Annotated in this window: 20 protein-coding genes; 8 read left to right on the top strand and 12 right to left on the bottom strand. The window is 43.9% G+C overall.

What is annotated here, in order from left to right; genetic code table 11:
- Positions 1–5 precede the first annotated feature (5 nt).
- The gene (locus tag ACOOEY_RS04830; RefSeq protein WP_420387541.1) at positions 6–443 is read left to right on the top strand and encodes a DUF1801 domain-containing protein; all 438 of its coding nucleotides are present in this window, start codon (positions 6–8) and stop codon (positions 441–443) included.
- On the opposite strand, the gene ACOOEY_RS04835 is transcribed toward ACOOEY_RS04830, so the two are convergent.
- From ACOOEY_RS04835 to ACOOEY_RS04865, 7 genes are all read right to left on the bottom strand, one after another.
- The gene (locus ACOOEY_RS04835) at positions 440–1048 is read right to left on the bottom strand and encodes an MCP four helix bundle domain-containing protein (protein WP_420387542.1); all 609 of its coding nucleotides are present in this window, start codon (positions 1046–1048) and stop codon (positions 440–442) included. The two genes, ACOOEY_RS04830 and ACOOEY_RS04835, sit on opposite strands and share 4 nt — an antisense overlap.
- A gap of 167 nt (positions 1049–1215) precedes the next feature.
- Positions 1216–2463 (bottom strand): metallophosphoesterase, encoded by a 1248-nt coding sequence (locus ACOOEY_RS04840; RefSeq protein ID WP_420387543.1) that lies wholly within the window; start codon positions 2461–2463, stop codon positions 1216–1218.
- A gap of 50 nt (positions 2464–2513) precedes the next feature.
- Positions 2514–3350, bottom strand: coding sequence for a maleylpyruvate isomerase N-terminal domain-containing protein (locus tag ACOOEY_RS04845; RefSeq protein WP_420387544.1), 837 nt, complete (start codon positions 3348–3350; stop codon positions 2514–2516).
- A 166-nt stretch (positions 3351–3516) separates the two neighbouring features.
- On the bottom strand, positions 3517–6993 hold the full coding sequence (locus tag ACOOEY_RS04850) for an efflux RND transporter permease subunit (RefSeq protein ID WP_420387545.1): 3477 nt from the start codon (positions 6991–6993) through the stop codon (positions 3517–3519).
- A 25-nt stretch (positions 6994–7018) separates the two neighbouring features.
- Positions 7019–8158 carry an efflux RND transporter periplasmic adaptor subunit gene (locus ACOOEY_RS04855; RefSeq protein WP_420387546.1) on the bottom strand — a complete coding sequence of 380 codons (1140 nt, stop codon included), beginning with the start codon at positions 8156–8158 and terminating at the stop codon, positions 7019–7021.
- A 24-nt stretch (positions 8159–8182) separates the two neighbouring features.
- On the bottom strand, positions 8183–9529 hold the full coding sequence (locus tag ACOOEY_RS04860; protein WP_420387547.1) for a TolC family protein: 1347 nt from the start codon (positions 9527–9529) through the stop codon (positions 8183–8185).
- Positions 9513–10145, bottom strand: a complete 633-nt coding sequence (locus ACOOEY_RS04865) for a TetR/AcrR family transcriptional regulator (protein ID WP_420387548.1) — start codon at positions 10143–10145, stop codon at positions 9513–9515. Before ACOOEY_RS04865 ends, ACOOEY_RS04860 begins: the two co-directional genes overlap by 17 nt.
- A gap of 403 nt (positions 10146–10548) precedes the next feature.
- Between ACOOEY_RS04865 and ACOOEY_RS04870 the strand changes: the two genes are divergently transcribed.
- Positions 10549–10965 (top strand): hypothetical protein, encoded by a 417-nt coding sequence (locus tag ACOOEY_RS04870; protein ID WP_420387549.1) that lies wholly within the window; start codon positions 10549–10551, stop codon positions 10963–10965.
- 62 nt (positions 10966–11027) lie between these two features.
- Here the strand turns inward: ACOOEY_RS04870 and ACOOEY_RS04875 are convergent, their stop codons facing one another.
- Both ACOOEY_RS04875 and glpK read right to left on the bottom strand, forming a co-directional pair.
- Positions 11028–12593, bottom strand: a complete 1566-nt coding sequence (locus ACOOEY_RS04875) for an FAD-dependent oxidoreductase (protein WP_420387550.1) — start codon at positions 12591–12593, stop codon at positions 11028–11030.
- 2 nt (positions 12594–12595) lie between these two features.
- Entirely contained in the window at positions 12596–14083 is a 1488-nt protein-coding gene (glpK, locus tag ACOOEY_RS04880) for a glycerol kinase GlpK (RefSeq protein ID WP_420387551.1), read from the bottom strand.
- Between the two features lie 57 nt (positions 14084–14140).
- Here glpK and ACOOEY_RS04885 point away from each other — a divergent pair, with 57 nt between their 5' ends.
- On the top strand, positions 14141–14596 hold the full coding sequence (locus ACOOEY_RS04885; protein ID WP_420387552.1) for a RidA family protein: 456 nt from the start codon (positions 14141–14143) through the stop codon (positions 14594–14596).
- A gap of 63 nt (positions 14597–14659) precedes the next feature.
- Positions 14660–15652: a hypothetical protein gene (locus ACOOEY_RS04890; protein ID WP_420387553.1), complete on the top strand. Its 993-nt coding sequence runs from the start codon at positions 14660–14662 to the stop codon at positions 15650–15652.
- Here the strand turns inward: ACOOEY_RS04890 and ACOOEY_RS04895 are convergent.
- Complete coding sequence (locus ACOOEY_RS04895) at positions 15649–16785, bottom strand: MFS transporter (protein WP_420387554.1); 1137 nt, start codon at positions 16783–16785, stop codon at positions 15649–15651. The genes ACOOEY_RS04890 and ACOOEY_RS04895 overlap by 4 nt on opposite strands.
- A gap of 261 nt (positions 16786–17046) precedes the next feature.
- Positions 17047–18096, bottom strand: a complete 1050-nt coding sequence (locus tag ACOOEY_RS04900) for a fatty acid desaturase (RefSeq protein ID WP_420387555.1) — start codon at positions 18094–18096, stop codon at positions 17047–17049.
- Positions 18097–18258: 162 nt separating this feature from the next.
- On the opposite strand from ACOOEY_RS04900, the gene ACOOEY_RS04905 reads away from it, so the two are divergent.
- Positions 18259–19287, top strand: a complete 1029-nt coding sequence (locus ACOOEY_RS04905; protein WP_420387556.1) for a ligase-associated DNA damage response exonuclease — start codon at positions 18259–18261, stop codon at positions 19285–19287.
- Positions 19284–20876: an ATP-dependent DNA ligase gene (locus ACOOEY_RS04910; RefSeq protein ID WP_420387557.1), complete on the top strand. Its 1593-nt coding sequence runs from the start codon at positions 19284–19286 to the stop codon at positions 20874–20876. Before ACOOEY_RS04905 ends, ACOOEY_RS04910 begins: the two co-directional genes overlap by 4 nt.
- A gap of 93 nt (positions 20877–20969) precedes the next feature.
- Here ACOOEY_RS04910 and ACOOEY_RS04915 read toward each other — a convergent pair whose 3' ends face one another.
- Positions 20970–21839: a LysR substrate-binding domain-containing protein gene (locus ACOOEY_RS04915; protein ID WP_420387558.1), complete on the bottom strand. Its 870-nt coding sequence runs from the start codon at positions 21837–21839 to the stop codon at positions 20970–20972.
- Between the two features lie 112 nt (positions 21840–21951).
- Between ACOOEY_RS04915 and hutH the strand changes: the two genes are divergently transcribed.
- Positions 21952–23508, top strand: coding sequence for a histidine ammonia-lyase (hutH, locus tag ACOOEY_RS04920; RefSeq protein WP_420387559.1), 1557 nt, complete (start codon positions 21952–21954; stop codon positions 23506–23508).
- Positions 23509–23519: 11 nt separating this feature from the next.
- A complete protein-coding gene (locus tag ACOOEY_RS04925; RefSeq protein ID WP_420387560.1) occupies positions 23520–25511 on the top strand; it encodes a urocanate hydratase in 1992 nt (663 codons plus the stop codon).
- Positions 25512–25572 lie beyond the last annotated feature (61 nt).

Here is a 25572-nt window from a genome sequence, read left to right on the forward strand (position 1 = left end):
TGCTCATGGAACAATTGATTATTCACACGCAACCTGAAGTAGAAGCAGTCTTCAATAATTATCCTGATCATGTAAAACCTAAAATTGAGGAACTTCAACAGCTGATACTGGAAACAGCCAGAGAAACAGAAAGTATATCTGAAATTGAAGAATGCCTCAAATGGGGTGAACCAAGCTACATGACCAAAAAAGGGAGTACGCTTCGTATAGATTGGAAAGCAAAAGCACCAGATCAGTATGCCATGTATTTTAAGTGTACCAGTAAACTCGTTCCATCCTTTAAAGAGCAGTTTGGGGATTTATTTGAGTATGATAAAACCAGGGCTATTGTCTTTCAAATGGATGGTCAGGTCCCTGTTAAAGCGTTAAAGGAGTGCATCAAAGCAGCCCTCACCTACCATCAGGTGAAACATCTTGATGGGCTGGGAATTTCAGTCGATTAAGCTCTCAGGCTCACCTTAGGCTTATAGAGCCAGATCACATTCACACAGACTGCAATGATAATCAACACGATCAGTTCTAAACTTGTGAGGTAGTCCATTGCGTTGACTGACTTGGTCGCTTTGATCAATTGTCTCTTTCCTTCACTCAACTGTATCTTGGAAAGGGCATAAAGGTCGCTTTCAATAGCATTGAGCGTATGAACCAGCCCTTCAGTAGAATCAGACTCATCTCCTGCCATTTGAGACTCCAGCATAGCCAGTTGGTTTGCTTTATCAGCAAAAGAATCGAGATAGCCTCTTTCTTCAGTAGTAAGTCTGGTTGCATAGAACTGATCTATCAGGCTTTGGATAGAGTCGTTCACCGCTTGGTTTTTGTTTTCGAAAAAGGCGTTATTATCAGTGACAACAGCCATGCGCTTTTGATCTACCAGCAGCTTAAGCTCAAAAACAAGGTCTTTGGCCACCAGCCTGTCTTCATAAATGGCCACGACCGACTCCTTTACTCTTCTGAAATGTTGCCGGTCTACCAGATTGGTGGCAATGATGAGCAGGAATACGATAACCAGACCTGCCGTCCATTTAAGCTTTTTCGAAGTATTTCCCATAGGTATTATAGTTTACAAAGTCATTTGAGTGAACTCAACCTCATTCTCCTTATTCCAAATGGTGATTCCTCCTGAGGTGGTACATCTATCTTTTAATGACACAAGATAGTTGAATCATGTAAATAGCAAAATCGGGGGAATAAACCGAGGCGGTAATGGCCCTGCCATTACACCGGTTGACCTGTAAGTTCTATGATGGTGATTTCAGGAAGAATACCAATCCTTCCGGGAAATCCCAGGAAGCCGTAGCCACGGTTCACATACAGGTGTTGATGATCTTCTTTATAGAGGTCGGCCCACTGCTTGTACATGTATTTGGAAGGGCTCCATCGCCAATCGCCAATTTCAACACCCAGCTGCATGCCGTGGGTATGTCCGGCAAACATTAAGTCGATATCAGGATGCTGGGTTCTCACCTGCGCATCCCAGTGACTGGGGTCGTGAGAGAGCAACAGTTTCACATCACCCTCGGCATTTCTGGCAGCCTTATCCAGATCGCCATATTTAGCAAATCTACCAGCTCCCCAGTTCTCTACACCAATGATGGACACCTGATCGCCTCCTATTCTAAGTGATTGGTTTTCGTTCATCATCAGCTTCCACCCCATGCGCTCATGCACCTTGATCATATCTTCAAGGTTTTGCCTTTTGGCTGCCTGTGATGGCCAGGACCTATAGTCTCCGTAATCATGATTACCCAGAGTGGAGTATACACCTAAATCTGCCTTGACTTTGGAGAACATATCAATGTACTCTTTAACTTCTTTCGTTTCGTTGTTCACCAGATCCCCGGTAAAAAAGATCAGGTCGGGCTTCTCATGAAGCAACATATCGATACCACCCTGCACTGCAGTTTTATCAAAGAAGCTACCACTATGAATGTCTGATAGCTGGCCGATTTTGACTCCCTCAAAGGCCTTGGGTAAGTTAGGCAGATAGACTTTACGTCTTCTGATACGATAATCATAAGCCCCTTTGACGATACCAAAACTCATAGTCACCACTGGCAACGTTGCCGCTACCACAGCAGACCTGGCTAAAAACTTGGACCTTGGCATTTTCTGACCACTGGCTACCCGTTTTTCATACCTTCTTTTTCTTCCTTCAAAAAACCAGCGAAGCACTCTCCTGATATCATCGAAAAAGACAAACAATACAGCCAACAGTTTGGCCGCATAACTCATAAACACGAAGGAAATGAGGAACATGAAGTAGGTTGTACCTGCCTGGACCAGCCAGAGAAAGAAAACCAAACCGAGCATAATAATGGCCTGAACCACATAAGCATACCGTATGACTTTACTGGTAACCGGCCTGACCTTACCCAAAAGGGTCTTGGTGGCCTGATAGGCGTAGATATCCAGCCAGATGAGTACTACAATCGTAAGAAAAAACTGGAGCAAGGTGAGTCGCATCGTTAGTTTAACTAATATTTAGGTGTTGCAGTTCCTCATTAACTAATTGTCTAAGCCATAAATGAAACCATTTCTAGTGCCCTGAGTGCCAGGGCCGTTTCGCCTTCGATCTTAATATCATCTGCCAGGTCTTTATACCTTCTGCTCTTAGACACCAACTTCCAGAAAGTATTCCCTGACATGATGATTTTCGAAGTAGCTTTTTGAGAGTCCACTTCAACAAACTGCCAGCTTCCAGACGACTTACTTATCTTCCAGCTTTGATCAATCTCATTGGTTAATCGCCATTCCAAGACGCTGTCATTGTTACTTTCATCTTCATGTAAGGTAAATGGCAAAGCCAACATGCAAACAGAGGCGAAGGGGGTAAAGAATTTTTCATTCAAAATACCTTGCCGATTAACAGCATCTCTAATTTGTTGTTGATGGAGGAATTTCTCGGTGTATTCCCTGGCAATATGCATCCAGTTTTTACTTTCTTCCTCTCCGGCCCAACTTACCGGAAAAGCTGCCTTTCCCATCGGGTCAAGAGAAGCATAATACTCATAATAAGAGGACCAGGTAACTTGATGCAGGGTAATGAGCATCTGAGGACTTACCCTTCGAAATGCCTGAACCCAATCGGCATTGAGTTGATTGAGATACTTCAATAGGTCTGCATAAGTATCACCTTCAGGACCTCCAGAGAAGTGTCCGTCTCTCAGCATAGAGAGTATGCGAATATTGCCATCCAGCAAATGGGCCACCACATCTTTTACTTTCCACAGTCTGGCGATAGTCTGAGCCTGCCATTCTTCTTCGCTCAAAGATTGAAGCAACTCAATGAACTTTTCTTCCAGTTGAGGAAAGAGAGGTAAAATATCTATAGTCTGAAGTTTATGGGTCATTTTGATTAGCAATAGAATGAGCTGCTAAGATGTAAACTTCTATTTAAAATTCAGACAAAAAAAGAGCTCCCCCGACCTCTCGGGGGAGCCACCAAATCAACCTTAACTATGAACGATTCTCATGTTTCAGAGAATCTAATCACCACGTTCTCTTTAAGTGCAAACATCAGGCCAAAACCTCTTCTTTATCGCCTGAATGATCGCTCATATCTATTACTGAAATATTACCTCTCCACTTGGCGATTCTGTACATCACTTTATCAGCAATCAGATAAGCCGTAGGTACAATAATCAATGTGAAGAATGTGGCAAAGGTCAGACCGAAAATGATAGTCCATGACATTGGCCCCCAGAAGATTACGTTATCACCTCCTACATAGAAGTCAGCATCATAATTGGCAAAAGCTCCGATAAAATCTATGTTCAGTCCAATGGCCAAAGGCACCAACCCCAGAATGGTAGTAATCGCGGTAAGCAATACCGGACGAAGTCTGGTTTTACCTGCAATAATAATAGAGTCTACCACCTCTGTCATTGGTAATCTACCCTCTTCTTCATCCAATCCAAGCTCTCTTCTCTTACGCTTTCTGGTGAGCTCAATAAAGTCAATCAGTACGATGGCATTATTCACCACAACACCTGCCAGGGCAATAATACCCACCATGGTCATGATCACCACAAAGTCCATGTTAAAGGCTACCAGTCCGAGGAACACCCCAACGGTACTCAATAGTACAGAGATCATAATGATGAACGGTGCAGTGATTTTATTGAACTGAGATACAATGATCAGGAAGATCATAAATACCGCAATCAAGAGGGCTTTTGAAAGAAAAGCCATGTTTTCGGCCTGTTCTTCCTGCTCGCCAGTAAAGGCATAGTTATAACCATTAGGCATTTCAAAGTCTGCCATCAAGGTCTTTAAGTCATTGTTGATCTCAGTAGCATTGTAACCACCTAATACGTTTGAACTCAATGTAACTACCCTATCCAAATCCTTTCTTTTGATAGAACCATAAGTAGAGCTGTATCTCACATCGGCAACGGCAGAAATAGGCACCTGAACCAACTTACCTGAGTTTTGATCTCTGAAGGTAATGTTCTTGTTCATCAGGGCATCTACATCGTATCTGTAGTCCTGATTGAGTCTGACATTAATTTCATAGTCATCTTCACCTTCTTTGTACTTAGATACTTCTTTACCGAATAATGCGGTTCTGATTTCATTGGCCACTGAATAAGTACTCAGTCCAAATCTTCTTGCATTATCACGATCGATATCTACGATCAGTTCCGGCTTACCTAACTCCAATGAACTTTTTAACTGTTCGATACCCTGGATTCCTGATTCTTCGATTCTTTGCTTAACTCTTTCGCCAAGCGTGATCAAGGTTTCCAGGTCTTCACCAATAATCTCCAGGTTTATAGGCTTACCTGTTGGAGGTCCGGCAGCATCTTTATCAACGGTGAGGGTTACACCCGGCTCCAGCTTCACTTTCGCCCTGATGTCTTCCATCACATCTTTAGTGTTCAAGTCTCCACGAAGCTTGCTTTCAATAAAGTTGACTGTAATTCTTGCCTTATGCGGCTCCTCTGACTGGCCTACAGCTGTAGGGTCATTCGGGTCAGCTGCACCCTGAGATACATTGGTAGTAATTGATTCTACAATGGCATCGTAAGGCTTAACAATTTCCTTTACCTGACGCTCTACATCTTCTGCAAAGTCATTGGTCTTTTCAATGTCGGTTCCTACAGGAAACTCAACAAAAACGTTTACATATCTCGGTTCATTTTCAGGGAAGAAAATGACATTCGGTGTATTGGTTGCGAAGATTCCCAGGGAAATAAAGAGCAAAGCAAAGGCACCAACCAAATAAATAAATGGATGCCTTACAGCTGACTTCAAAATCTTCTCGTATCTGCTTTCCAAAGCCGGAAGAATAACCGCCTGGAATCTGTTAGATAATGGCACCAGCACATATACATTCATGAGCGTTATCACACCAATCAAAATCAGCAGGTTACCCAGCATAATGATACCGGCTCCAAAAACCACAATCAGACCCGCTACAATAGCGATTGAAGACCTGATGATCACCTTTTTGTTATCGATAACTCTCGACCCGTCTACTCTCATGAATGAGGCAATAAAAACCGGGTTAATCACCAGAGCCACAAAGAGTGATGATCCTAATGTAATCATCAGTGTCAATGGCAGGTAGAGCATAAACTCTCCAATAATACCCGGCCAGAAAGCCAAAGGCACAAAGGCTGCCAGCGTGGTGGCTGTAGACGAAATAATGGGAAGGGCTACTTCACCTACCCCTCTTCTTGTTGCGGCCATAGGACTCAAGCCCTCTTCCATCAAACGATAGACGTTTTCCACTACCACAATACCATTATCTACCAACATACCCAGCGCCATAATCAAGGCGAATAGAGTCATGGTATTAATCGTAATTCCGGCTAGCCCTAAGATCATCAGAGCCATGAACATAGACAATGGAATGGCCATACCCACGAAGAGTGAGTTTCTGGTTCCCAAGAAGAAAAGTAGTACAGTAACAACCAGAATTACACCAAAAATGATGTTGTTACCCAAAGAACTTACCTGTTCGCGGGTATCTTTAGACTGGTCATTGGTAATGGTCACCTTCACTGACTCAGGAATAGAACCATCGTAACGACTATCTGCAATCAGACCCATGATCTTATCTGTAGCAATCAGCAGGTTTTCACCACTTCTTTTCATTACATCAATCTTCACTACAGGGTCCATATCCAGACGAGCATAGTTCTGCTTGTCTTTGTAGCCAAATTCAACAGTTGCTACATCTTTAAGATAAACAATGTTGCCATTCTCATTACTGATGATAACATCTTCCAACTGCTGAGGATCATCGAACTCACCCACAACACGCACGTTTCTTCTGAGTCCGTCTTCAACTACGTTACCTCCTGAGAGCGTAATGTTCTCTGCCGAGATGGCATTTTCAATATCCGTGAAAGTTACCTTTCTGGCTTCAAGCTTAAACGGATCTACTTTGATCTCTACTTCTTTCTCATCGACCCCAACAATATTCACCTTGGAGATTTCAGAGAACTTCTCAATCTCATCTTCCAGGTATTCTGCAATGTCATTCAACTCATCAAGACTCTTGGTAGGGTCAGTGAGGTTCACGTTCAGAATCGGGAAGTTTTCAGAGAAGCTGAATTTGATTACCTGTGGATCAGTTTTCAGATCACTTGGCAGCTCAGACTTGGCTCTGTCTACAGCATCTTTTACATCGATTACCGCTTCATCTACATCTACCCCTACCTGAAACTCGATTACAATGGCCGAGTAATCCTGAACGGAAGTAGACTGAATATTATCTACACCTTCGATGGTGTTGATCTCTTTTTCAAGCTCCCTGGTAATTAAGCTCTCCATATCTTCAGGAGAGTTACCCGGGTGGACAGTACTCACATATACTGTCGGCTGTTCTACCTCTGGAAAGTTTTCCTTAGGTAGTGTAATGTAGGAGTACACCCCGGCAACAGTAATCAACAGCGTCAAAACATAGACTGTGATTTTGTTGCGAAGCGAGAGGGAGGTTAACCCAAACTCCTTATCTACAATTTGTTTTTTATCATCCGCCATAATGGTTGATTCTTTTTTGTTGAGATTAATTTTGGATGCTGATAGTGGTTCCGTCTGCTACGGTTCTTGCTCCTTTATCAACAATCGATTCTCCACCGGTAAGGCCGGCCACTACTTCAGTATGGCTATCATAAGTCTTACCTAATTTGATGTGTACCTTCTCGGCTTTTGATCCATTCACTCTGTAAACAAAGTTACCCTGAAGGTCTTCCTGAATTATTCTTGAAGGAATAACAACCGCTTCATCTACATGATAGTCAGTCAACTCAAGAATAGTCACCAGGTTAGTTTTCAGGTATGCATCTACCTTAGGTAGTTTCACTTCAACAGTGAATGTTCTACTAGCTGCATTGATGACACTACCAATTGAAGTAATGGTGCTTTCGAAAGACTCACCCAGTGCAGGAACACTTACATTCACTACATCACCTCTGTTGAACTTGCCAACAAATGCTTCTGATACTTCAGCGTGGATGTACATGTTCTCATTACTGACGAGAAAGGCAACTTGTGTACCCGGCTGAACAATCTGACCTGCACTTACAGGTACCTCTTCGATTGTTCCTGAGAATGGTGCTTTAATGTTGGTTTTCTCCAACTGAGTCTGAAGTGTTTCAAGACTTTTTTCCAGAGACTCCTTATTGTTCTTGGCCTGCAGATAGTCGATTTCCGTACCGATGTTCTGCTTCCAAAGTCTTTCTCTCTTCTGATAAACAGTAGTTGCAAACTCCAGTTGAGTTTCAACTTCAGCTATATTCTTCTCTATGGTTTCAGAGTCGATAGTGGCCAACACCTGACCTTTTCTAACGGATTGTCCTTCAACAATATTCACTGCAGTAAGCTGTCCCATAGACTCAGCACTCACATACACGTTAGTTCTCGACTGAACATTACCTCTTACTTCAATCTTATGACTGAAGTCTGACTTGGCTGCCGCTACGGTAGTTACCAAAGCAGCTCTGTCTTGTGCCTTTCCATAATCAGGATCGATAGCCGCTATTTCCTTTTCCAGGGCAGCAATCTCATCGTGTAAGGCTTTAATTTCATTTCTGGCCTCATCAACCCTGGCCTTTTTAGCCTCGAGTTCATTATCTTCTTTAGGTCCACAGCTTGCTACAACTAGAGCCGCAAGCACAAATAATGTGGAAATTCTTATTGCTTTCATTCGTTTAATGGTTTCTGGTTGTTGTTAATTGAGTTTGCCCAGGGCTTTGTCTAAATCTATTTTGGCTACGATAGCATCGTAGAGTGCTGTCAGATAATTTACTTCTGCTACTTTGCGAGACTGCTCAGCATCGATCAGCTCGAGGTTCGAACCTACACCTTCGGTGTATTTGGCTCTGGTAACATCGGCTACCTCTTGTGCCAGTTCCATATTGTCTTCCTGAACAGAAAGTCTTTCCAGGTTCACATCGAGTGAAGTTTTGGCATTGATTAACTCCTGTCTCAGGTTATTGGAAAGTTGGCTGTATTGATAATTGAGGGTTTCGAGTTGATACTTCTTACGCTCAACAGTGTACTTCTTTCTGAGTCCGTCAAAAACCGGAATACTGACATTGAGACCAATGTTAGAGTTGGTAAACCATCTCCTTTGATCGTTCCAGAGATTGCTGAAAATATCTGTTCCCGAGTTTCTTCCCCAGGCAGCATTGAAGGTTACTTTAGGGATATACTGAGAATAGACGTTCTTAATATCAAGCTCTGCCAATCGCTTCAGGTATTCTACCTGTTGCAATTCCAATCTGTCGGCAACTACATAAGCATCGATTTCTGCCGCTGAATACTCAAAATCGAAAGCATCCAATTCTTCAGAAAGGCTTATGCTTGTGTCAACTGCCATCCCCATAGATAGCTTCAACAGATTTTTGCTGGCCTGAATAGCCTGATCGACACCACTCATTTCTGCCTTCAGGTTGTTCAGTTGAACCTGAAGTCTGGAGACATCGATTTTTTCGGCAAATCCATTCTCATAAAGTGCTCTGGTATCCTTCAAAGTAGATTCAAGGGTAGCAATGTTGGCGTTAATCAGGTCTGTTCTCACCTGATTGACCAATACCATATAATAGGCTTTGGTTACCTGCTCTACCACATCTTGTCTGGCCTTCTGCTCATCTACTACGACTTTCTCTCGAAGCATCTTGGCAGCCTTCAAACCAATGAAGAATGAACCATCCCAAATCATCTGAGAAGCGGTAACACCGAAATTACTCTGATGCTGTACACCAAAGCGAATCGCTGCAGTTGCTCCTTCAGGGGCGTTGGGGTCAAAAACGTTGGCCGGTACAATGTTTACCGGGATTTGTGTATTGTTCGTATAGCCGAAGTTAGCATTGACCTGAGGCAGTCCATCAGCCCGGGTTTCCCCAACCTGCGCCTCAGCGTCAATTGTATTCACTTTAGCTATCTTCAGATTCTCATTGTTTTCGAGCGCATATTGAATGGCTTCTTCAAGAGAAAATGATTCCTGAGCTCTGACAGTAGCAACCGACAGTAGCATCAGAATTAAAGCGCTTACTCTCTTAATTGAGCGTTTCATTTTGTTTGAGTTTTTCTTTAGTGTACTGGTTAAAAAGTTGGTGTCCCTCTATGGTGAACAGGCCATGAATGAAATGATCAAACATCTGCAACTGTACATCGGTGAGGGTATATTTATCTTTAGGATATAGATTCGCATTGAGTATGACGGCCTGAACCTGCTCGATTCTCAATAAGGCCATTAGTTCTGCATCAAGTTCAGGTCTGAAATATCCTTCTTCCTGACCTCTGATAATCACTCTGGTGATAGAACACATCATGGTCTCCTTCTTGAATTTCTCGTACATCCTCCAGGCTTCTGGATAAAACTTCTGCAATTCATTCATCACATTCAGTTTCATATCCTTCATTGATTCGCGCAAACATTGAGAAATCAGAATAAGTGCATGGACACTGTCCAGACTTTCTATTTCAGAATCCTCAAACTTGCTTTTCTCAATTTCCAGGTAGAGCTGAGTAACCGTATTAATCAGGTCCTTTTTATCCTTGAAGTACTGATATATGGTCTTCTTGGAAATACCTAAATCTCTGGAAATATCATCCATCGTTACGGTACGAATACCGTACGTAAGCATCAACTCACCCGCCTTCTCAATAATTTTATCTCTTATTTCCATCCTAGTTAAACTTCGGAAACTTTCGGGTTACCCAAAGTTTCCAACTTGAAGATAGACGTTGTGAAGTCGAAAATGGTTCAAAGTGGTTTAACATTTTTTCAAAATTTTTTCATGCAATCGATTCCTTCAACCAAATTTTATTTCTCCATAAAGCCCATTTTAACCGACTCAAGTAATATTCCTTTCAATAACATTCATGAATTCCCTGCCAAAACTGGCACTTAAAAAATTTTATGCTTTTTCAAATTGTCTCCTTTATGACTTTTCACCTGATGCTAATGGGACAAGTCTTCCTGAAATAATTCAATCTCTGACAACAAATTCAATAGCTCCATTTGACAGCCATGAAGATTCTTCTGACCTTTAGATTATGAGACGAACTACACTTTTTTATATGTTAATAATGACCTTAGCCACTATTGGTCTGAAAGCTCAATATGTCTACCCTGAGAAATTTGATCATTGTTACCTTGACGAATTCAAGTTTGAGGAAACGGAGATCATAGCTGAAGTAGACGATGAAAAACTCAAAGAGGCTATCATAGCAGGTTGGGATAGCAAAATGCTCAACAAAGGAGAAGGCAACCTGGGACTTCAGATTCTGGTAGATCGCAAAGGCAACTCATGCCTGATGAGTGTGAGGAACGACACCAATATGAAAATGAAGAAAATGAACCTGGTGGAAAATATAGATCAGCTTAAATGGAAAGGTCAGGCTGATAAGATATCAGCCATCATTTTACTGCACTTTGACCAAGGCGAAATCACTATCAAAAGGCTAGGCACTAAAGACATGGTCAATCTGGTAGAGATTAAATAGACCAGTCTTAGGTACACCCTTAATCAGGTATTCACGCTCTCACTTCGGGAGTTACAATTGGTTTAGATAGAGTAATTGGAAGCTACTTTTTCAAAAGCAGCCAATTGATCATCGATCCAATCCTTCCCTTTGCCTAATTCTTCAGCCATAATTGCCGCTACTTCGGGGGCTACTCTTTTGGCTTCACCCGAATTCAGGAAAAGGCCACGCACTCTTCGTGACAACATATCTTCAACGGTTATGGCCATTTCGTTTCTCACAGCCCAGACCACCTGAGATTTACGGAGCGGAATGTCATCGCTCAGAATCTCTGCCAATTCCGGATATTCCTCTTCCAACTCCAGCAATTGATACTTCTCGGTCCCGTACACTGCCAAAGGATCAGTAGTCAGGTCAAGGTTCTTATCATAACCATAAATCGGCAGGTTGTGGGTAATACATTTACGCTCCTGCAGTGCACCAATCAAAATGGCATTGTCGACCGTATCTTCTGCCATCTTGCGATAGGTAGTCCACTTACCACCTATGATTGTGATTAAACCTGACTGAGAAATCATCACTTTGTGGTGACGCGATATCTCCTTGGTAGATTTTCCATCCCCTTCCGGCTTGGCTAAAGGACGCAGACCGGAGAAAACAGCCAACACATCAGCTCTGGTAGGTTGCTTCACCAGATACTGCCCTGCTGTTTCCAGAATAAAATCAATCTCCTCCTCTTGCGCTTTAGGTTCAAGTTCGGGCTTCTCTTTCATGGTATCTGTTGTACCCAGAACTACCTTGTCATGCCACGGAACGGCAAACATCACCCGCCCGTCTTTAGTATGCGGCACCATAATGGCGTACTTGTCTGGCAAAAACTCTTTGGACACAACCAGATGAATCCCCTGACTAGGCTGGATCATCTCTTTGACCTCAGGCTCATCCATCTTTTTAATTCTATCGGCAAAGACACCGGTTGCATTAATCACTGCTCGGGCATCGATCGAATATTCCTTACCAGATTCAAGGTCCTTTGCCGTAAGGCCGCAAATAATTTCTTCCTCGTTTTTCTTAAGGCCTGTTACTTCGAAGTAATTCAACACCACCCCATTGAATTGTTTGGCAGTTTTAGCCAGAGAAAGGGCCATACGTGCATCATCGAATTGACCATCATAATAAACCACTCCGCCTTTCAGACCTTTTTGATCTATGGTTGGAATATGGCCGATTGTCTCTTCTTTAGAAAGTTTCTTCGATGAGCCAATCCCCAACTTACCAGACATCAGGTCATATACTTTGAGACCTACCTGGTAAAACGGACCATCCCACCACTCATAGTTGGGAATTATGAAGGCCTGATTCTTAACCAGGTGTGGTGCATTTTTGATCATTAAACCGCGCTCCTTCAAAGCCTCCAAAACCAGTGATATATCGCCCTGCTGAAGATATCTCACACCGCCATGAACCAGCTTGGTACTCCGGCTTGACGTTCCTTTGGCAAAGTCGTGTTGTTCTAACAACAATGTTTTATATCCCCTTGAAGCCGCGTCAACCGCAACACCAAGGCCGGTAGCACCTCCACCAATAATTACTATATCCCAAGGCTCTTTTTGCTTATTGAGCCTTTTAATCATTTTTTCTCGTCTCATAATTAATCTTCTACCCAGGCTTTAGCTCTTTCAACAGCATGTGACCAATTATGTTTCAGCTGGTCTACATTGGCTCCCGATGGTTCGAATTTTCTATCTACCTTCCATATGGCTTTAATCTCCTCCATATCTTTCCAATAGCCAACTGCCAGACCAGCCAGGAAGGCCGCACCCTGCGCAGTAGTTTCAACAATTTCGGGCCTTACAATATCTAAACCTGTAACATCTGATTGTATTTGCATTAACAAATTGTTGGCAGAAGCACCACCATCTACTCGTAGTTCCTTCAGGTCGATCCCGGAATCAAGAGCCATGGTATTAATCACTTCCATACTTTGCAGTGCCAGTGCTTCTAAAGCAGCTCTGGCAATGTGTCCTTTTTGCGTTCCACGCGTTAGCCCAATCATGAGTCCGGTAGAATACTGATCCCAATGCGGTGCTCCTAAGCCAACGAAACCAGGCACAAAATATACTCCCCCATTATCTTCAACTGATTTGGCTAAAGCCTCTACATCTGATGAAGCTTCTATAAAATTCACGTTATCACGTAGCCATTGTACGATGGCTCCGCCAATGAAAATACTACCCTCTAATGCATAGCTCACCTCTCCATTCACCTGCCAACCAATAGTGGTCAATAGTTTATGCTCAGATTTAATGGCCTCCTTTCCTGTATTCATCACCAGGAAACAACCTGTCCCATAGGTGTTTTTAACCATACCCGGTTCGGTACACATTTGACCGAATAAAGCCGACTGCTGATCTCCGGCTATTCCGCAGATGGGAATTTCTGCTCCAAAGTGCTCTTTAGAAGTATGACCATAGCTGTCACTGCTTTGCTTTACTTCCGGTAGCATGGAGGCCGGAATATTGAATAGCTCCAGCAACTCCTGATCCCATTCCAGTTGATGAATATTATAAAGCATGGTTCTACTGGCATTACTCACATCCGTTGCATGCACCGCACCATCAGTCAGCTTCCAAAGCAACCAACTGTCAACCGTACCAAAGGCCAGTTCACCTTTCTCAGCTTTCTCCTGAGCACCCTCTACATGATCCAGTATCCATCGAATCTTGGAAGCAGAGAAATAGGCATCTATCAGCAGCCCTGTTTTCTCCTGTATCTTATCCATCACATCCCTGGACTTTAGTTCTTCACAGTAATTGGCGGTTCTTCGATCTTGCCAGACAATAGCCTTATGAATAGATTTCCCTGTCTTTCGATCCCAGACTATGGTAGTCTCCCGCTGATTGGTAATTCCAATGGCAGCAATTTCCGAAGCATGCACTCCCTGTTTTTCCAGTACATCATTGATGGTAAACTTCTGGGTTTCCCAAATTTCTAAAGGGCTATGCTCCACCCACCCGGGCTTAGGATAGAACTGCTCAAATTCCTTCTGCGATACATTGACAATTTCTCCTTTGCGGTTGAAAATAATAGCGCGTTCACTGGTTGTTCCGGCATCGATGGTAATGATATACTTGGACATGGGTATTATTAATGGTTCAATGCCTAAATTATCATTTTAATCATTCAACCGAAACCCATGAAGAAGTCATTCGCACTCTTTGTCCTAATCATTGCCATTCAGGCATGTCAACCCAAAAAACCATCAACAGAAATTGAATACTACCAATCTGAGGAAATGGCCAGCCTTGGTTTGCCTTTCAGTGATGCGGTGAGGGTAGACAATATGCTTTACCTCTCCGGTGTGATCGGCATGCCTCCGGGAAAACTGGAACTGGTGGAAGGGGGGCTCCAGGCAGAAGCAAAGCAGATTATGGAGAACATTCAGAAAGTACTGAAAGCCAATGGCAGCTCACTGGACCATGCCGTGAAATTCACAGTCTTCATTGACGACATCGGTCGCTGGAGTGAGTTCAACGAAGTTTATATAGAGTACTTTCCCGGGAAGAAACCCGCAAGATCAGCATTTGGAGCTGAAGGTCTGGCGCTCGGTGCCGCTGTTGAAGTGGAGTGCATTGCGGTAATACCCGATTAATCAACAGCTACACGCTAAAAATGGGTTTTTCCAGTTAATGTATTGAATTTCAATACAGTCATCATGCGGCATCTACTCTTTAAGTCTCTCTTTGTTTTTACTGGACTTCTCATTTCGTTCAATGCAGAAAAGGAGTATTTGCGATACCTGAGAAGCTATGCCCCTAATTCTCTGGGCATGCTGCAACTACTGGAGAATACGCCTTCGAACTTTGAAATCAATGGTATGACCATTCGCCAGCGCATGACTTTCGATCCGGGTGTCTATTTTGATAATGGTACTGAGGAAGAAAAAATTAGCAGCCTCAAAACCATTATTCACGAAAGCCATCATCAGTTCAATTCATCCTATGCTCTGAAGTTACTTAGTGATGCTCCTCCGGCTGACTATCAGTTCCGCGATGATTATTCAGCTTTCTACTATGCCGATGACGATATTATTCTGGTCAAACATTCGGAAGTATTCAATAGCAATGTCTTGAAAAAAGAAATTCCAAAAGCGCTTCAGTCATTTAGATACTCACCCTATATAGCGCCAAAATCTAACCTGGGAAGTCAGGTGCAGGGAATATACGGTCTAATGGATGAGTTTCATTCCTACTACCTCGGTACCCGAACAGGCATGGAATCATTCAGCTATTTCGAGAAGAAAGCTGAAAATGACATATCCGCCTACCTGGAATTTGTAAGTAGTATGAGTGGAAGCTACTGGGCTTTTTATGAGTTCAAATATTTCTGTCTGATGTATTTGAAAAAGGCGCAGGAAGAGCATCCCGATATATACCAACAACTATTGGCCAATACGCAACTGAGAAAAATCTATACCAAAACATCTGGCAACTTTGAGCGGCTTATTGAAACTTTCCACCAAAAAGAAAAGAGCATACTGGCATTAGCTGAGTCAAAAGGCATCAATGCCAAAATAGAAGACGGTTATTTCTGGATTGGCAACAGAGGAGTCGGCAATACCGGGGAGAAGACTGAAGCTTTAATAAAGTCACTAAGCAGCCCCGAGTTGATGGCTCTGCACGAGTCTTTTCTGCTAAAGAACTATTAAAGCTTTCTGAAGGAAATCAACAGTGCCGTTAAAGTCAGTATAAGCAGAAAAGCAAAACCATTGCCTAACCCATAATGCTCAGCAATAAAACCAATGACTACAGGCCCTACCAACAAACCTATGTAACCAGCCGAAGCTACGGAGGCAATACCAGAAGCCGCAGAGACTCCTTCCACCCTGGCTGCCGAGCTGAACAGAGTCGGCACAATCACGGAATAACCTAAACCCGCCAGACTAAATCCAAGAATAGCTAAAAAGCCCAGTTGCAGGAAGGTAATTGCCAAACCTACCAGTCCAAGCAAAGCGCCAATTATCATCAGCCGCTTTCTTCCGTATCTGACTGTCCAAAAATCACCCGAAAACCTACCCAAAGCCATAAACAGGGAAAAGCCTGCAAAGCCAAGACCGGAATAAGCAGCAGGCATAGTCAGTGTTTCTCTCAGGTAAATTGTACTCCAATCGGTAATTCCTCCTTCACACATCATAATACATAAGCCCACTAGTGCCAAAAGCACCACTTCCTTTTTCGGCCATTGAAAGCCTGTTGAAGGGTCAGTCTTTACCGAATTGATTAAGGCTGCCGAATGGGTCCATGTAAGTAACATGAGTACCACAGAAACACTAACCAGCTGTATCCATATGGGTTGGTTAGTGGCTATGAAGGCAGAACCCAATAGAGCCCCCAACATTCCTCCAATGCTAAAAAACCCATGACAGGCCGACATGATCACCCGCTTCTTCTGACTTTCAACCTCAGAAGCAGCCGCATTCATGGCCACATCCGTCAACCCCATGGAGAGCCCTAGTAGATAGAGTATCACCATCCACTCTGTCAAGGAATTTGGTATTCCGGCCCAAACGATCAGCAGTAGAAATACTGTTAACGACCAGGTCGTAGCCAAACGCTCACCCCAGGCCCGAATGATTTTAGAATAAAAAGGCAAAAGCGTTACCCCTCCGAGTGGAATAAAAAACAGGGCCGTACCCAGTTGGGCTTCAGATAACGCAAGCGACTGTTTAATCTCAGGCAAACGGGTTACCCAGGAACCAAAGCCTAAGGCGATCGCCATAAATGCCATAGCCGGTGCCCTGTTCTCCCGATTTCCAAGTACGAATAGAATTGACCTGAACATGTGACCTAAAAATCTGAGAAAGTTTTCATATCAGGAAATGAATTTTCATTCTTTAAGTCCAAGCAGCATAAGTCTCTGAGCGTGGTATCAAAGAGCTATACAATAGAAAACAAAACACTCAGGAGCCAAAACAGACTTAAGGAGTTCATTCCGTATTGCAGATGAGTTTTTAAGCAATACAGACCGTATAACTGTTTTACCAATAGCTGATCTTGAGAAACCTGAAACACTGGCCCTTCAACAGGGCTGCTATATCATCCTTTAGGACTGTACCCGAACCGGCTGCATTTTTTCCCTTCTGTAAAACTCCCTGAAACTGATCATGCGCTGCTCAGCTTCATCCCAGAGCTTATTCGTAATGAGTGTAAGGCTCTGTCGGAAATTGATGGTGGTAGTGTATTTATTCAACCAGGGGTTCTCTTCAATACATTTCTTCAGATTATAGTTAGGAATGAAAGGGTTCAGGTGATGCACATGGTGAATTCCAATATTCCCCGTTAACCAGTTGAATAGCTTTGGTACTTTATAGTAAGTACTTCCTTTTAGCGCTGAGGTCACATAATCCCAGTTCTTCACCCATTGCTTATAGGTGTATTCATGCTGATGCTGCACATAAAAAAACCAAATAGCGATGATGGAGAACAACACCAGAATAGTGAGGTGAACCAATAGAAACTTTTCCCAACCGAGTAGAAAACCAAAGAATAGAAAAATAGCCAGCATGACAAAGTTGTTCAGCACCAACCATTTCTTAGCCCTTTCAAAGGTGGGTAGTTTAATAAAAGCTATTCGGTTATGGATGAAAAGATAGTAAACCGGACCAATCACAAACATGACTATTGGCGATCTGTAAACCCTGTACTTCAGGCGCTTCCAGCGACTCATTTGCTTAAATTCCTCCACCGTTAATGTGGTTACATCTCCAATATCTCTCATCTCCAATTGACCATTGTGCTTATGGTGTACATTGTGCGACTTAGACCAATAGTTAAATGGAATGGCCGAAAAGTAGCTACAAACGTAGCCTATTACTTTTTGCACCTTTCTGTTTCTCAGAAAAGACTGGTGTCCGCAGTCGTGCTGAATGATAAAGATTCTCACCAGAAAAAAGGCATTGACTACACCTAACCCAAGGGTGATCCAGTAGCTGTAATCAAGACTAATGTACATCAACGTCCATAAAGCCAGGAATGGAAGAAACGAATTGATGATCTGGATGGTAGCCTTTACTTTATGTTCCTGAGCGTATTTTTTAAGTGCCAGGATTTTCTCTTTGGCCAGTTCAATTTTTTCTGAAGGTGAATGCTGCATGAAGCGGGGTAATTCTTAATTGTATTCTTAGTAATGTCAACAACAAAGGTAGTCAGATCATCTTTTTCCGGGTGAGAAAGTTTTGATAATTGGTTCATATTGGTTTTAAACCCGACAACCCATACATTAAAACCAATTAAGACCCCTCTTGGTTACACCGATATGCCTTTGCTACAATTCACTGAGTCTGGAATCTATTGTGAAAAAGCCGGAGTCTATATAGACCCCTGGCGCAAGGTGGATAAAGCCATTATTACTCATGCCCATGCCGATCATTCCCGATGGGGCATGAAGCACTACCTCGCCCATCCCATGAGCATTCCGGTGATGAAATTGAGATTAGGACGAGACATCTCTGTGCAGGGACTAGACTATAATGAAAAGCTGATTATCAACGGTGTAGAATTCAGTCTGCACCCTGCAGGACATATTCCCGGTTCAGCACAGGTAAGAGTTTCTTATCAGGGAGAAACATGGGTAGTTTCGGGCGACTACAAAACAGAGGCCGATGGCATCTCAACTCCCTTTGAACCCGTGAAATGTCACACCTTTATCACAGAGTGCACTTTTGGTCTTCCTGTTTATCATTGGCAACCTCAGGAAGATATTTTTAATGAGATCATTACCTGGTGGAAGAAAAATGCGAGTGAAGGCCTCAACACGTTGATCACAGCATACAGCCTTGGTAAAGCCCAAAGAGTTATTAAAAATGTAGATGACAGCATTGGTCCCATCTTTACCCATGGAGCCATTGAAAACACCAATGAAGCGCTGAAAACAGCTGGTCTTGAATTGCCTCCAACGACCAGGGTGACTAAAGAACTGGATAAAAAAGCATTTCAGGGAGCACTCATCATTGCCCCTCCTTCCGCTTTGAATTCTCCCTGGATGAAGAAGTTTAAACCTGCCTCTCTCGGCATCGCTTCCGGCTGGATGCAATTGAGAGGAACCCGCAGAAGAAGAGCAGCCGACAGAGGTTTCGCACTTTCAGATCATGCTGACTGGAATGGATTACTATCGGCCATCAAAGCCACAGAAGCAGAAACTGTCATTACCACGCACGGCTATACCAATACATTTAGTAAGTACCTGAATGAAATCGGGATCCATTCAGTGGAGGAGAAAACCCTCTTTTCCGGAGAGTCAATCGACAGCAATGATGACGATCAAATGGAGGAAGAAGCTGCATGAAACAGTTTGCTCAATTATTCACCTCTCTGGATCAGACCAATTCAACCCTTAAAAAGGTAGCTGCTCTTAAGGATTATTTCGACCAGAGTCATGATGATGATAAACTATGGACCATTGCCATTCTGAGTCACAAGCGCCCCAAACGGACCGTGAAAACCACTTTCCTCAGAATCTGGGCAGCGGAGCTGGGTAACATTCCCCTTTGGCTGTTTGAAGAAGCCTATCATACAGTCGGGGACCTGGCGGAAGCCATTGCCCTGGTGGTCCCTGAAGCTGAGCATAGCAATGAGAAAACACTCAGTGAGTGGATACAGGAGATCAAGGCACTGGATAAAACAGAAGACGAGAACAAGAAAAGGGTGATCCTTTCTGCCTGGAACACCATGACCACCAGTGAACGCTTTGTATTCAACAAACTCATTACCGGAGGCTTTAGAATGGGTGTTTCTCAAAAACTGATGACCCGCGCCCTTTCGCAACACACAGGAATCGAAGAAAGTGAATTGGCGCACAGACTGATGGGCAACTGGGAACCTTCCCAAACCAGTTTCGATGAGCTGATCTATTCGAAAGACCCAGCTGCCGACCAGAGCAAGCCCTACCCTTTTTACCTGGCCTATCAATTGGAAAATCCTCCTCAGGAATTAGGAGAACCCAATGATTGGATTGCAGAAAGAAAGTGGGACGGTATCCGTGGTCAGCTAATAGTAAGAGGAGGCGAAATCTTCGTCTGGTCGAGAGGTGAAGAGTTGGTCACTGACAGGTTTCCAGAATTTGAGCCACTCAAAGACATCTTGCCTGACGGGACAGTCCTTGATGGAGAAATCATTCCCATGCAAGATGGTCATCCACTCCCCTTTGGACTGTTACAAAAGAGAATTGGTAGAAAGACTGTATCTAAAAAGCTACTGAAAGAAGTACCTATCCATATGATCATCTATGACTTGTTGGAACTGGATGGAAAGGACATTCGAAACAAGCCGCTGGCCAGTCGCAGAACCGAACTGCAAAATATCCTTAACAGTCACCCATACCCGAACTTGTTACTCTCTGAGCAGGTTAACTTCGGGCAGTGGTCAGAATTAGCCAAGATTCGCGAAGCATCAAGAGAACATTACTGCGAGGGCCTGATGCTCAAAAGGAGAGACTCTCCTTATCAGGTAGGCCGAAAGAAAGGCGATTGGTGGAAATGGAAAGTAGACCCGCTGGTGATAGATGCTGTCATGATCTATGCTCAGAAAGGACATGGGCGCAGGGCCAACCTCTACACCGATTTTACTTTTGCCGTTTGGGAGGGTGACCAATTAGTGCCCTTTACCAAAGCCTACTCAGGCCTTACAGATGCTGAAATGCGAGAGGTAGACAGCTTTGTAAAAAAGAACACCATCGACCGTTTTGGCCCTGTTCGAAGTGTAACTCCCGAACTGGTCTTTGAAATCGCCTTTGAGGGCATTAATGAATCCAGTCGGCATAAGTCAGGAGTTGCCCTGCGTTTTCCCCGAATCAATCGCTGGAGAAAGGACAAACCGAAAGAAGAAGCGAATAGGCTGGAAGACCTGAAGGGGTTGCTGGATATCTATGGAAGTTAACCTCCGTCTGCGGGTGATATTCATACCAGAAGATAAAGCATCGGATTTAGTGTCCCCCGCTGGCGGGGGAGGCGAAGCAGGGGGTGGAAAGATCTAAGACAACAACTCCAAAAACTTCACCAGTGCCTCATTCCTGTTCTTCTTATGCCAAACGGCCATCAATTGTGTTCTTTGTCGTAGGTGAGCAAGAGAAATAAAATCAATGTCGAGATTGACACCATCGCTCATAGCGCCAGGGACTATGGCTACTCCTAACTGTCTTTCCACCAATCTGAAAATACTATTGGCCTGAACAGAGCGGTGAGACACCTTCGGTTTAAAACCATGATCTGTAAAAATGCTCATGATATTGTCATAGTATTCCTGACTGTAATCGTTCGAGAATAAAATGAACTGTTCTTTACTGAACTGGGCGAGACTCTTAAAGCCTGCCTTCCCAATCGGATGCTTCTTCGAAACCACCAGAGAAAAAGCATCTTCAAAAACCACCTGTTTTTCTAACTCATTGGGAACAGTCTCCAGGCGCACAAAGGCAATATCCAGTTTATCGTGCAGTAAAGCTTCCAACTGATCTTTATTATTCAACTCTTGTAAAGAAGTATGGATTCCGGGATACTGAGCATGCAATTTCTCCAAAAGCTCAGGAATGATATGTTGCATGGCGGAACCCACAAAGCCAACCCGTACCTCCCCTTCCTGCCCTTCCGCTTTTCTTCTGGTAGCCTCTGTGACCTTATCGAGATGGTTCAGCACATACTCTGCTTCATCCAGAAAGTATCTGCCAGCTTCCGTCAACTTTACATTTCTCTTGGTGCGATCAAGCAACTTTACCTGTAAATCCTCTTCCAACTGCTGAATTTGCTTGGTTAAAGCGGGTTGCGTGATAAACAGGCGATCGGCTGCTTTAGCAAAGTGCAATTCTTTACCCAAAGTGAGGAAGTATCTTAAATGTCTTAGCTCCATTAATTACCAACAGTTATTAAAAGATAAAAATATATCATTTTTATGAATTAATTGAAGCCGGTAGATTTGAATGATACCAGGGTTGACTTACCCTGAAAAGTAATCATCAGATATGAAAGAGTTCAAATACGGAGTAGATCAACTCACAGTAAGCCTGGCACTTCAAATTGCCAAAGGTGAGACCAGAGGCCTTTTGAGTGAAACGACTATTGAGCAGGTAAAAGCCAGCTCTGCTGCAGTCGAAGAAATTGTTGCAGGAGATCGGACGGTCTATGGCATCAATACAGGCTTTGGCCCTCTTTGTACCACCAAGATTTCGGCCAGGGATACGCGTGAGCTTCAATATAATATACTCAAGAGCCATAGTGTGGGAGTAGGGAAATCTATTGATGAGACACTTTCCAAGCTCATGCTTATTCTCAAGGTACATTCACTCGCACAGGGCTTCTCAGGTATTCAGCTCAGCACCCTGGAACGCATTGTCTGGCATATCGATAATGATGCACTGCCGGTAGTTCCGGAACAGGGCTCAGTAGGCGCCTCCGGAGATTTGGCTCCACTGGCACACCTCTTTCTTCCTCTCATTGGTTTGGGAGAAGTATTTTACAAAGGCAAAAGAATCACTACCGAAGACCTCTTTCAACAAACCGACCTTGAATCTATTCCTTTAGGTCCGAAGGAAGGCTTAGCCCTGATCAACGGTACCCAGTTTATCGCAGCACATGCCGTTATGGTGGTAGACAAACTACACAACTGCCTGAGCCATGCCGACATTATCGGTGCCATGATGATTGAAGCACTGATGGGTAGCATCAAACCTTTCTCACCGGAATTACATCAGATCAGGCCCTATAAAGGCAATCAGCATGTCGCCCACAGAGTGAGAACCTTTCTGCAAAATTCTGAAATCCTCAATTCTCATATTGATTGTGGAAGAGTACAAGACCCTTATTCACTACGGTGCATCCCACAGGTTCATGGCACTTCGCGCAATGCCTGGCTTCACCTAAAGGAATTGGTAGAAATCGAGCTGAACTCTGTTACCGATAACCCCATTGTACTCAGTGCAGAAGAAACCATCAGCGGTGGAAACTTCCATGGACAGCCTATGGCACTCCCATTAGACTATGCTGCCCTGGCCGCAGCAGAAATTGGTAATATCTCGGACCGAAGAATATACCTTTCCCTGGAAGGTAAAGTCGAAGGACTTCCTACCCTCCTGATGAATGATACAGGGATTAACTCAGGCTTTATGCTGCCTCAGTACACCTCTGCTGCTCTTGTATCTGAGAACAAAAGCCTTTGTTTTCCGGCCAGTGCCGACTCCATTCCTACCTCATTAGGTCAGGAAGATCATGTGAGTATGGGCTCTATCAGCGGAAGAAAAGCTTTGCAAATCATAGGCAACCTGGAACAAATTCTCGCTATCGAACTACTCTGTGCGGCACAAGCCTTTGACTTCCGCAGACCACTGAAATCAGGTCCCGTATTAGAAGCTTGTCATTCCCATGTGCGGACGAGAATAGATCATGCCAGTGCGGACAGAATCTTTGCAGATGACATTCACAAAGCCCACACCATCATTGCCGAACGTACACTGAGCCAAATAGCCAACCAGGAAATGGCTGAAACAATCAGCCCATTTGAAACCGAATTCGAACAATACTAAAACGCCACCTTATGACTTTTCAGGAAGAAATACTTCAAGGCATACCAGACTCGCTACCGGAATATCCACAGCTGGATTCCGAGGTAAACCGGGCTCCCAAAAGAAAAGACATCCTTTCCAGGGAAGATAAAAAACTGGCCATTAGTAATGCCCTTCGATACTTTCCCGAAATCTGGCATGCCGAGCTGGCCAGAGAATTTCTGGAAGAGCTAAATCAGTTCGGGCGCATCTATATGTATCGCTTTATGCCCAGGCATGAGGTGAAAGCCAGGGCCATAGAATCTTATCCAGGAAATAGTGAGCAGGCCAAGGCTATTATGCTGATGATTCAAAATAACCTGGATCATCAGGTGGCACAACACCCCTATGAGCTCATCACTTATGGGGGAAATGGAGCAGTATTTCAAAACTGGGCACAGTACAGACTTACCATGAAATACCTGGCAGAAATGACTGATGAGCAAACCCTGGTTATGTATTCAGGCCACCCCATGGGGCTATTCCCCTCCTCCTGTAATGCTCCAAGAGTAGTGGTGACTAATGGTATGATGATTCCTAATTATTCTCAACCTGATGATTGGGAAAAATTCAATGCATTAGGAGTTACGCAATATGGTCAAATGACAGCAGGGTCTTACATGTACATCGGTCCTCAGGGCATAGTGCATGGCACCACCATCACCGTACTAAACGCAGCCCGAATGCGAAAAGCGGACGGAGACTTCAGCGGTCTGCTCTTTGTAACTTCCGGTCTGGGTGGGATGAGTGGAGCACAACCTAAAGCTGCCAAGATTGCCGGAGTAGTTTCCGTGACTGCTGAAGTCAATCCCAAAGCAGCATATAAAAGACATGAACAAGGCTGGGTAGACGTGGTTATTGAAGACATTAATGAATTAATCACAGCCGTAGAGAAAGCTAGAAATGAAGGAGAAAACACCTCCTTTGCTTATCTAGGTAATATTGTAGAAGTGTGGGAAGGTTTCGAAGCAGCAGGTGTTTCAATTGACTTCGGTTCAGACCAAACCTCACTGCACAATCCATTTGCAGGAGGCTATTACCCGGTTGGACTCAGCTATGATGAGGCAAACACCCTCATGTCAGCAGATCCGAAAGCTTTTAAGGATGCAGTTTATACCAGTTTGAGAAGGCATGCCGCTGCTATTAATAAACATACTGCCAAAGGCACTTACTTCTTCGATTATGGAAATGCCTTTTTGCTGGAAGCCAGCCGTGCTGGTGCTGATATTCTCCAGTCAGACGGACGGTTCAGATACCCCAGCTACGTGCAGGATATTATGGGGCCGCTTTGCTTTGACTATGGATTCGGTCCGTTCCGTTGGGTTTGTACTTCAGGTAAGTCTGAAGACCTTGACCAGACAGATGCCATTGCTGCAGAAGTCTTGCAACAAATGTTGGATGAGGCACCGGAAGAAATTCGACCTCAACTGGCCGATAACCTGCACTGGGTAAAAGAAGCCAGGAAGAACCGCCTGGTGGTAGGCTCGCAAGCCCGAATACTATATGCCGATGCGGAAGGCCGAATGCGTATTGCTGCAGCCTTCAATCAGGCCATAAAAGCTGGAAAAATCGGTCCGGTTGTTTTAGGACGTGACCATCATGACGTTTCCGGCACTGACTCTCCCTACAGAGAAACATCCAACATATACGATGGATCACAATTCACTGCCGACATGGCTGTTCAAAACTTTGTAGGAGATGCTTTCAGAGGAGCCACCTGGGTTTCTCTGCACAATGGAGGCGGTGTTGGCTGGGGTGAAGTCATTAATGGTGGTTTCGGCATGCTGCTCGATGGTTCAGAGGAAGCAGATGCCAAACTAAAAAGTATGCTTTTCTGGGATGTCAACAATGGTATTGCCAGACGAAACTGGGCCAGAAATCCACATGCCATGAGTAGTATTGAAAGAGCCATGCAGGTTGAACCCAGGCTCAAGGTTACCAAACCTCATTTGGTTGATGATAATCTATTGGGAAAGTTGCTGTGATTTTAGTTTAGTCGCTTAAAATCTTAAATTCATATTGAAAATGAGGGTTGGCTGGAGCAAA

The sequence above is a fragment of the Roseivirga sp. genome (assembly GCF_965216855.1).
Lineage (GTDB): Bacteria > Bacteroidota > Bacteroidia > Cytophagales > Cyclobacteriaceae > Roseivirga.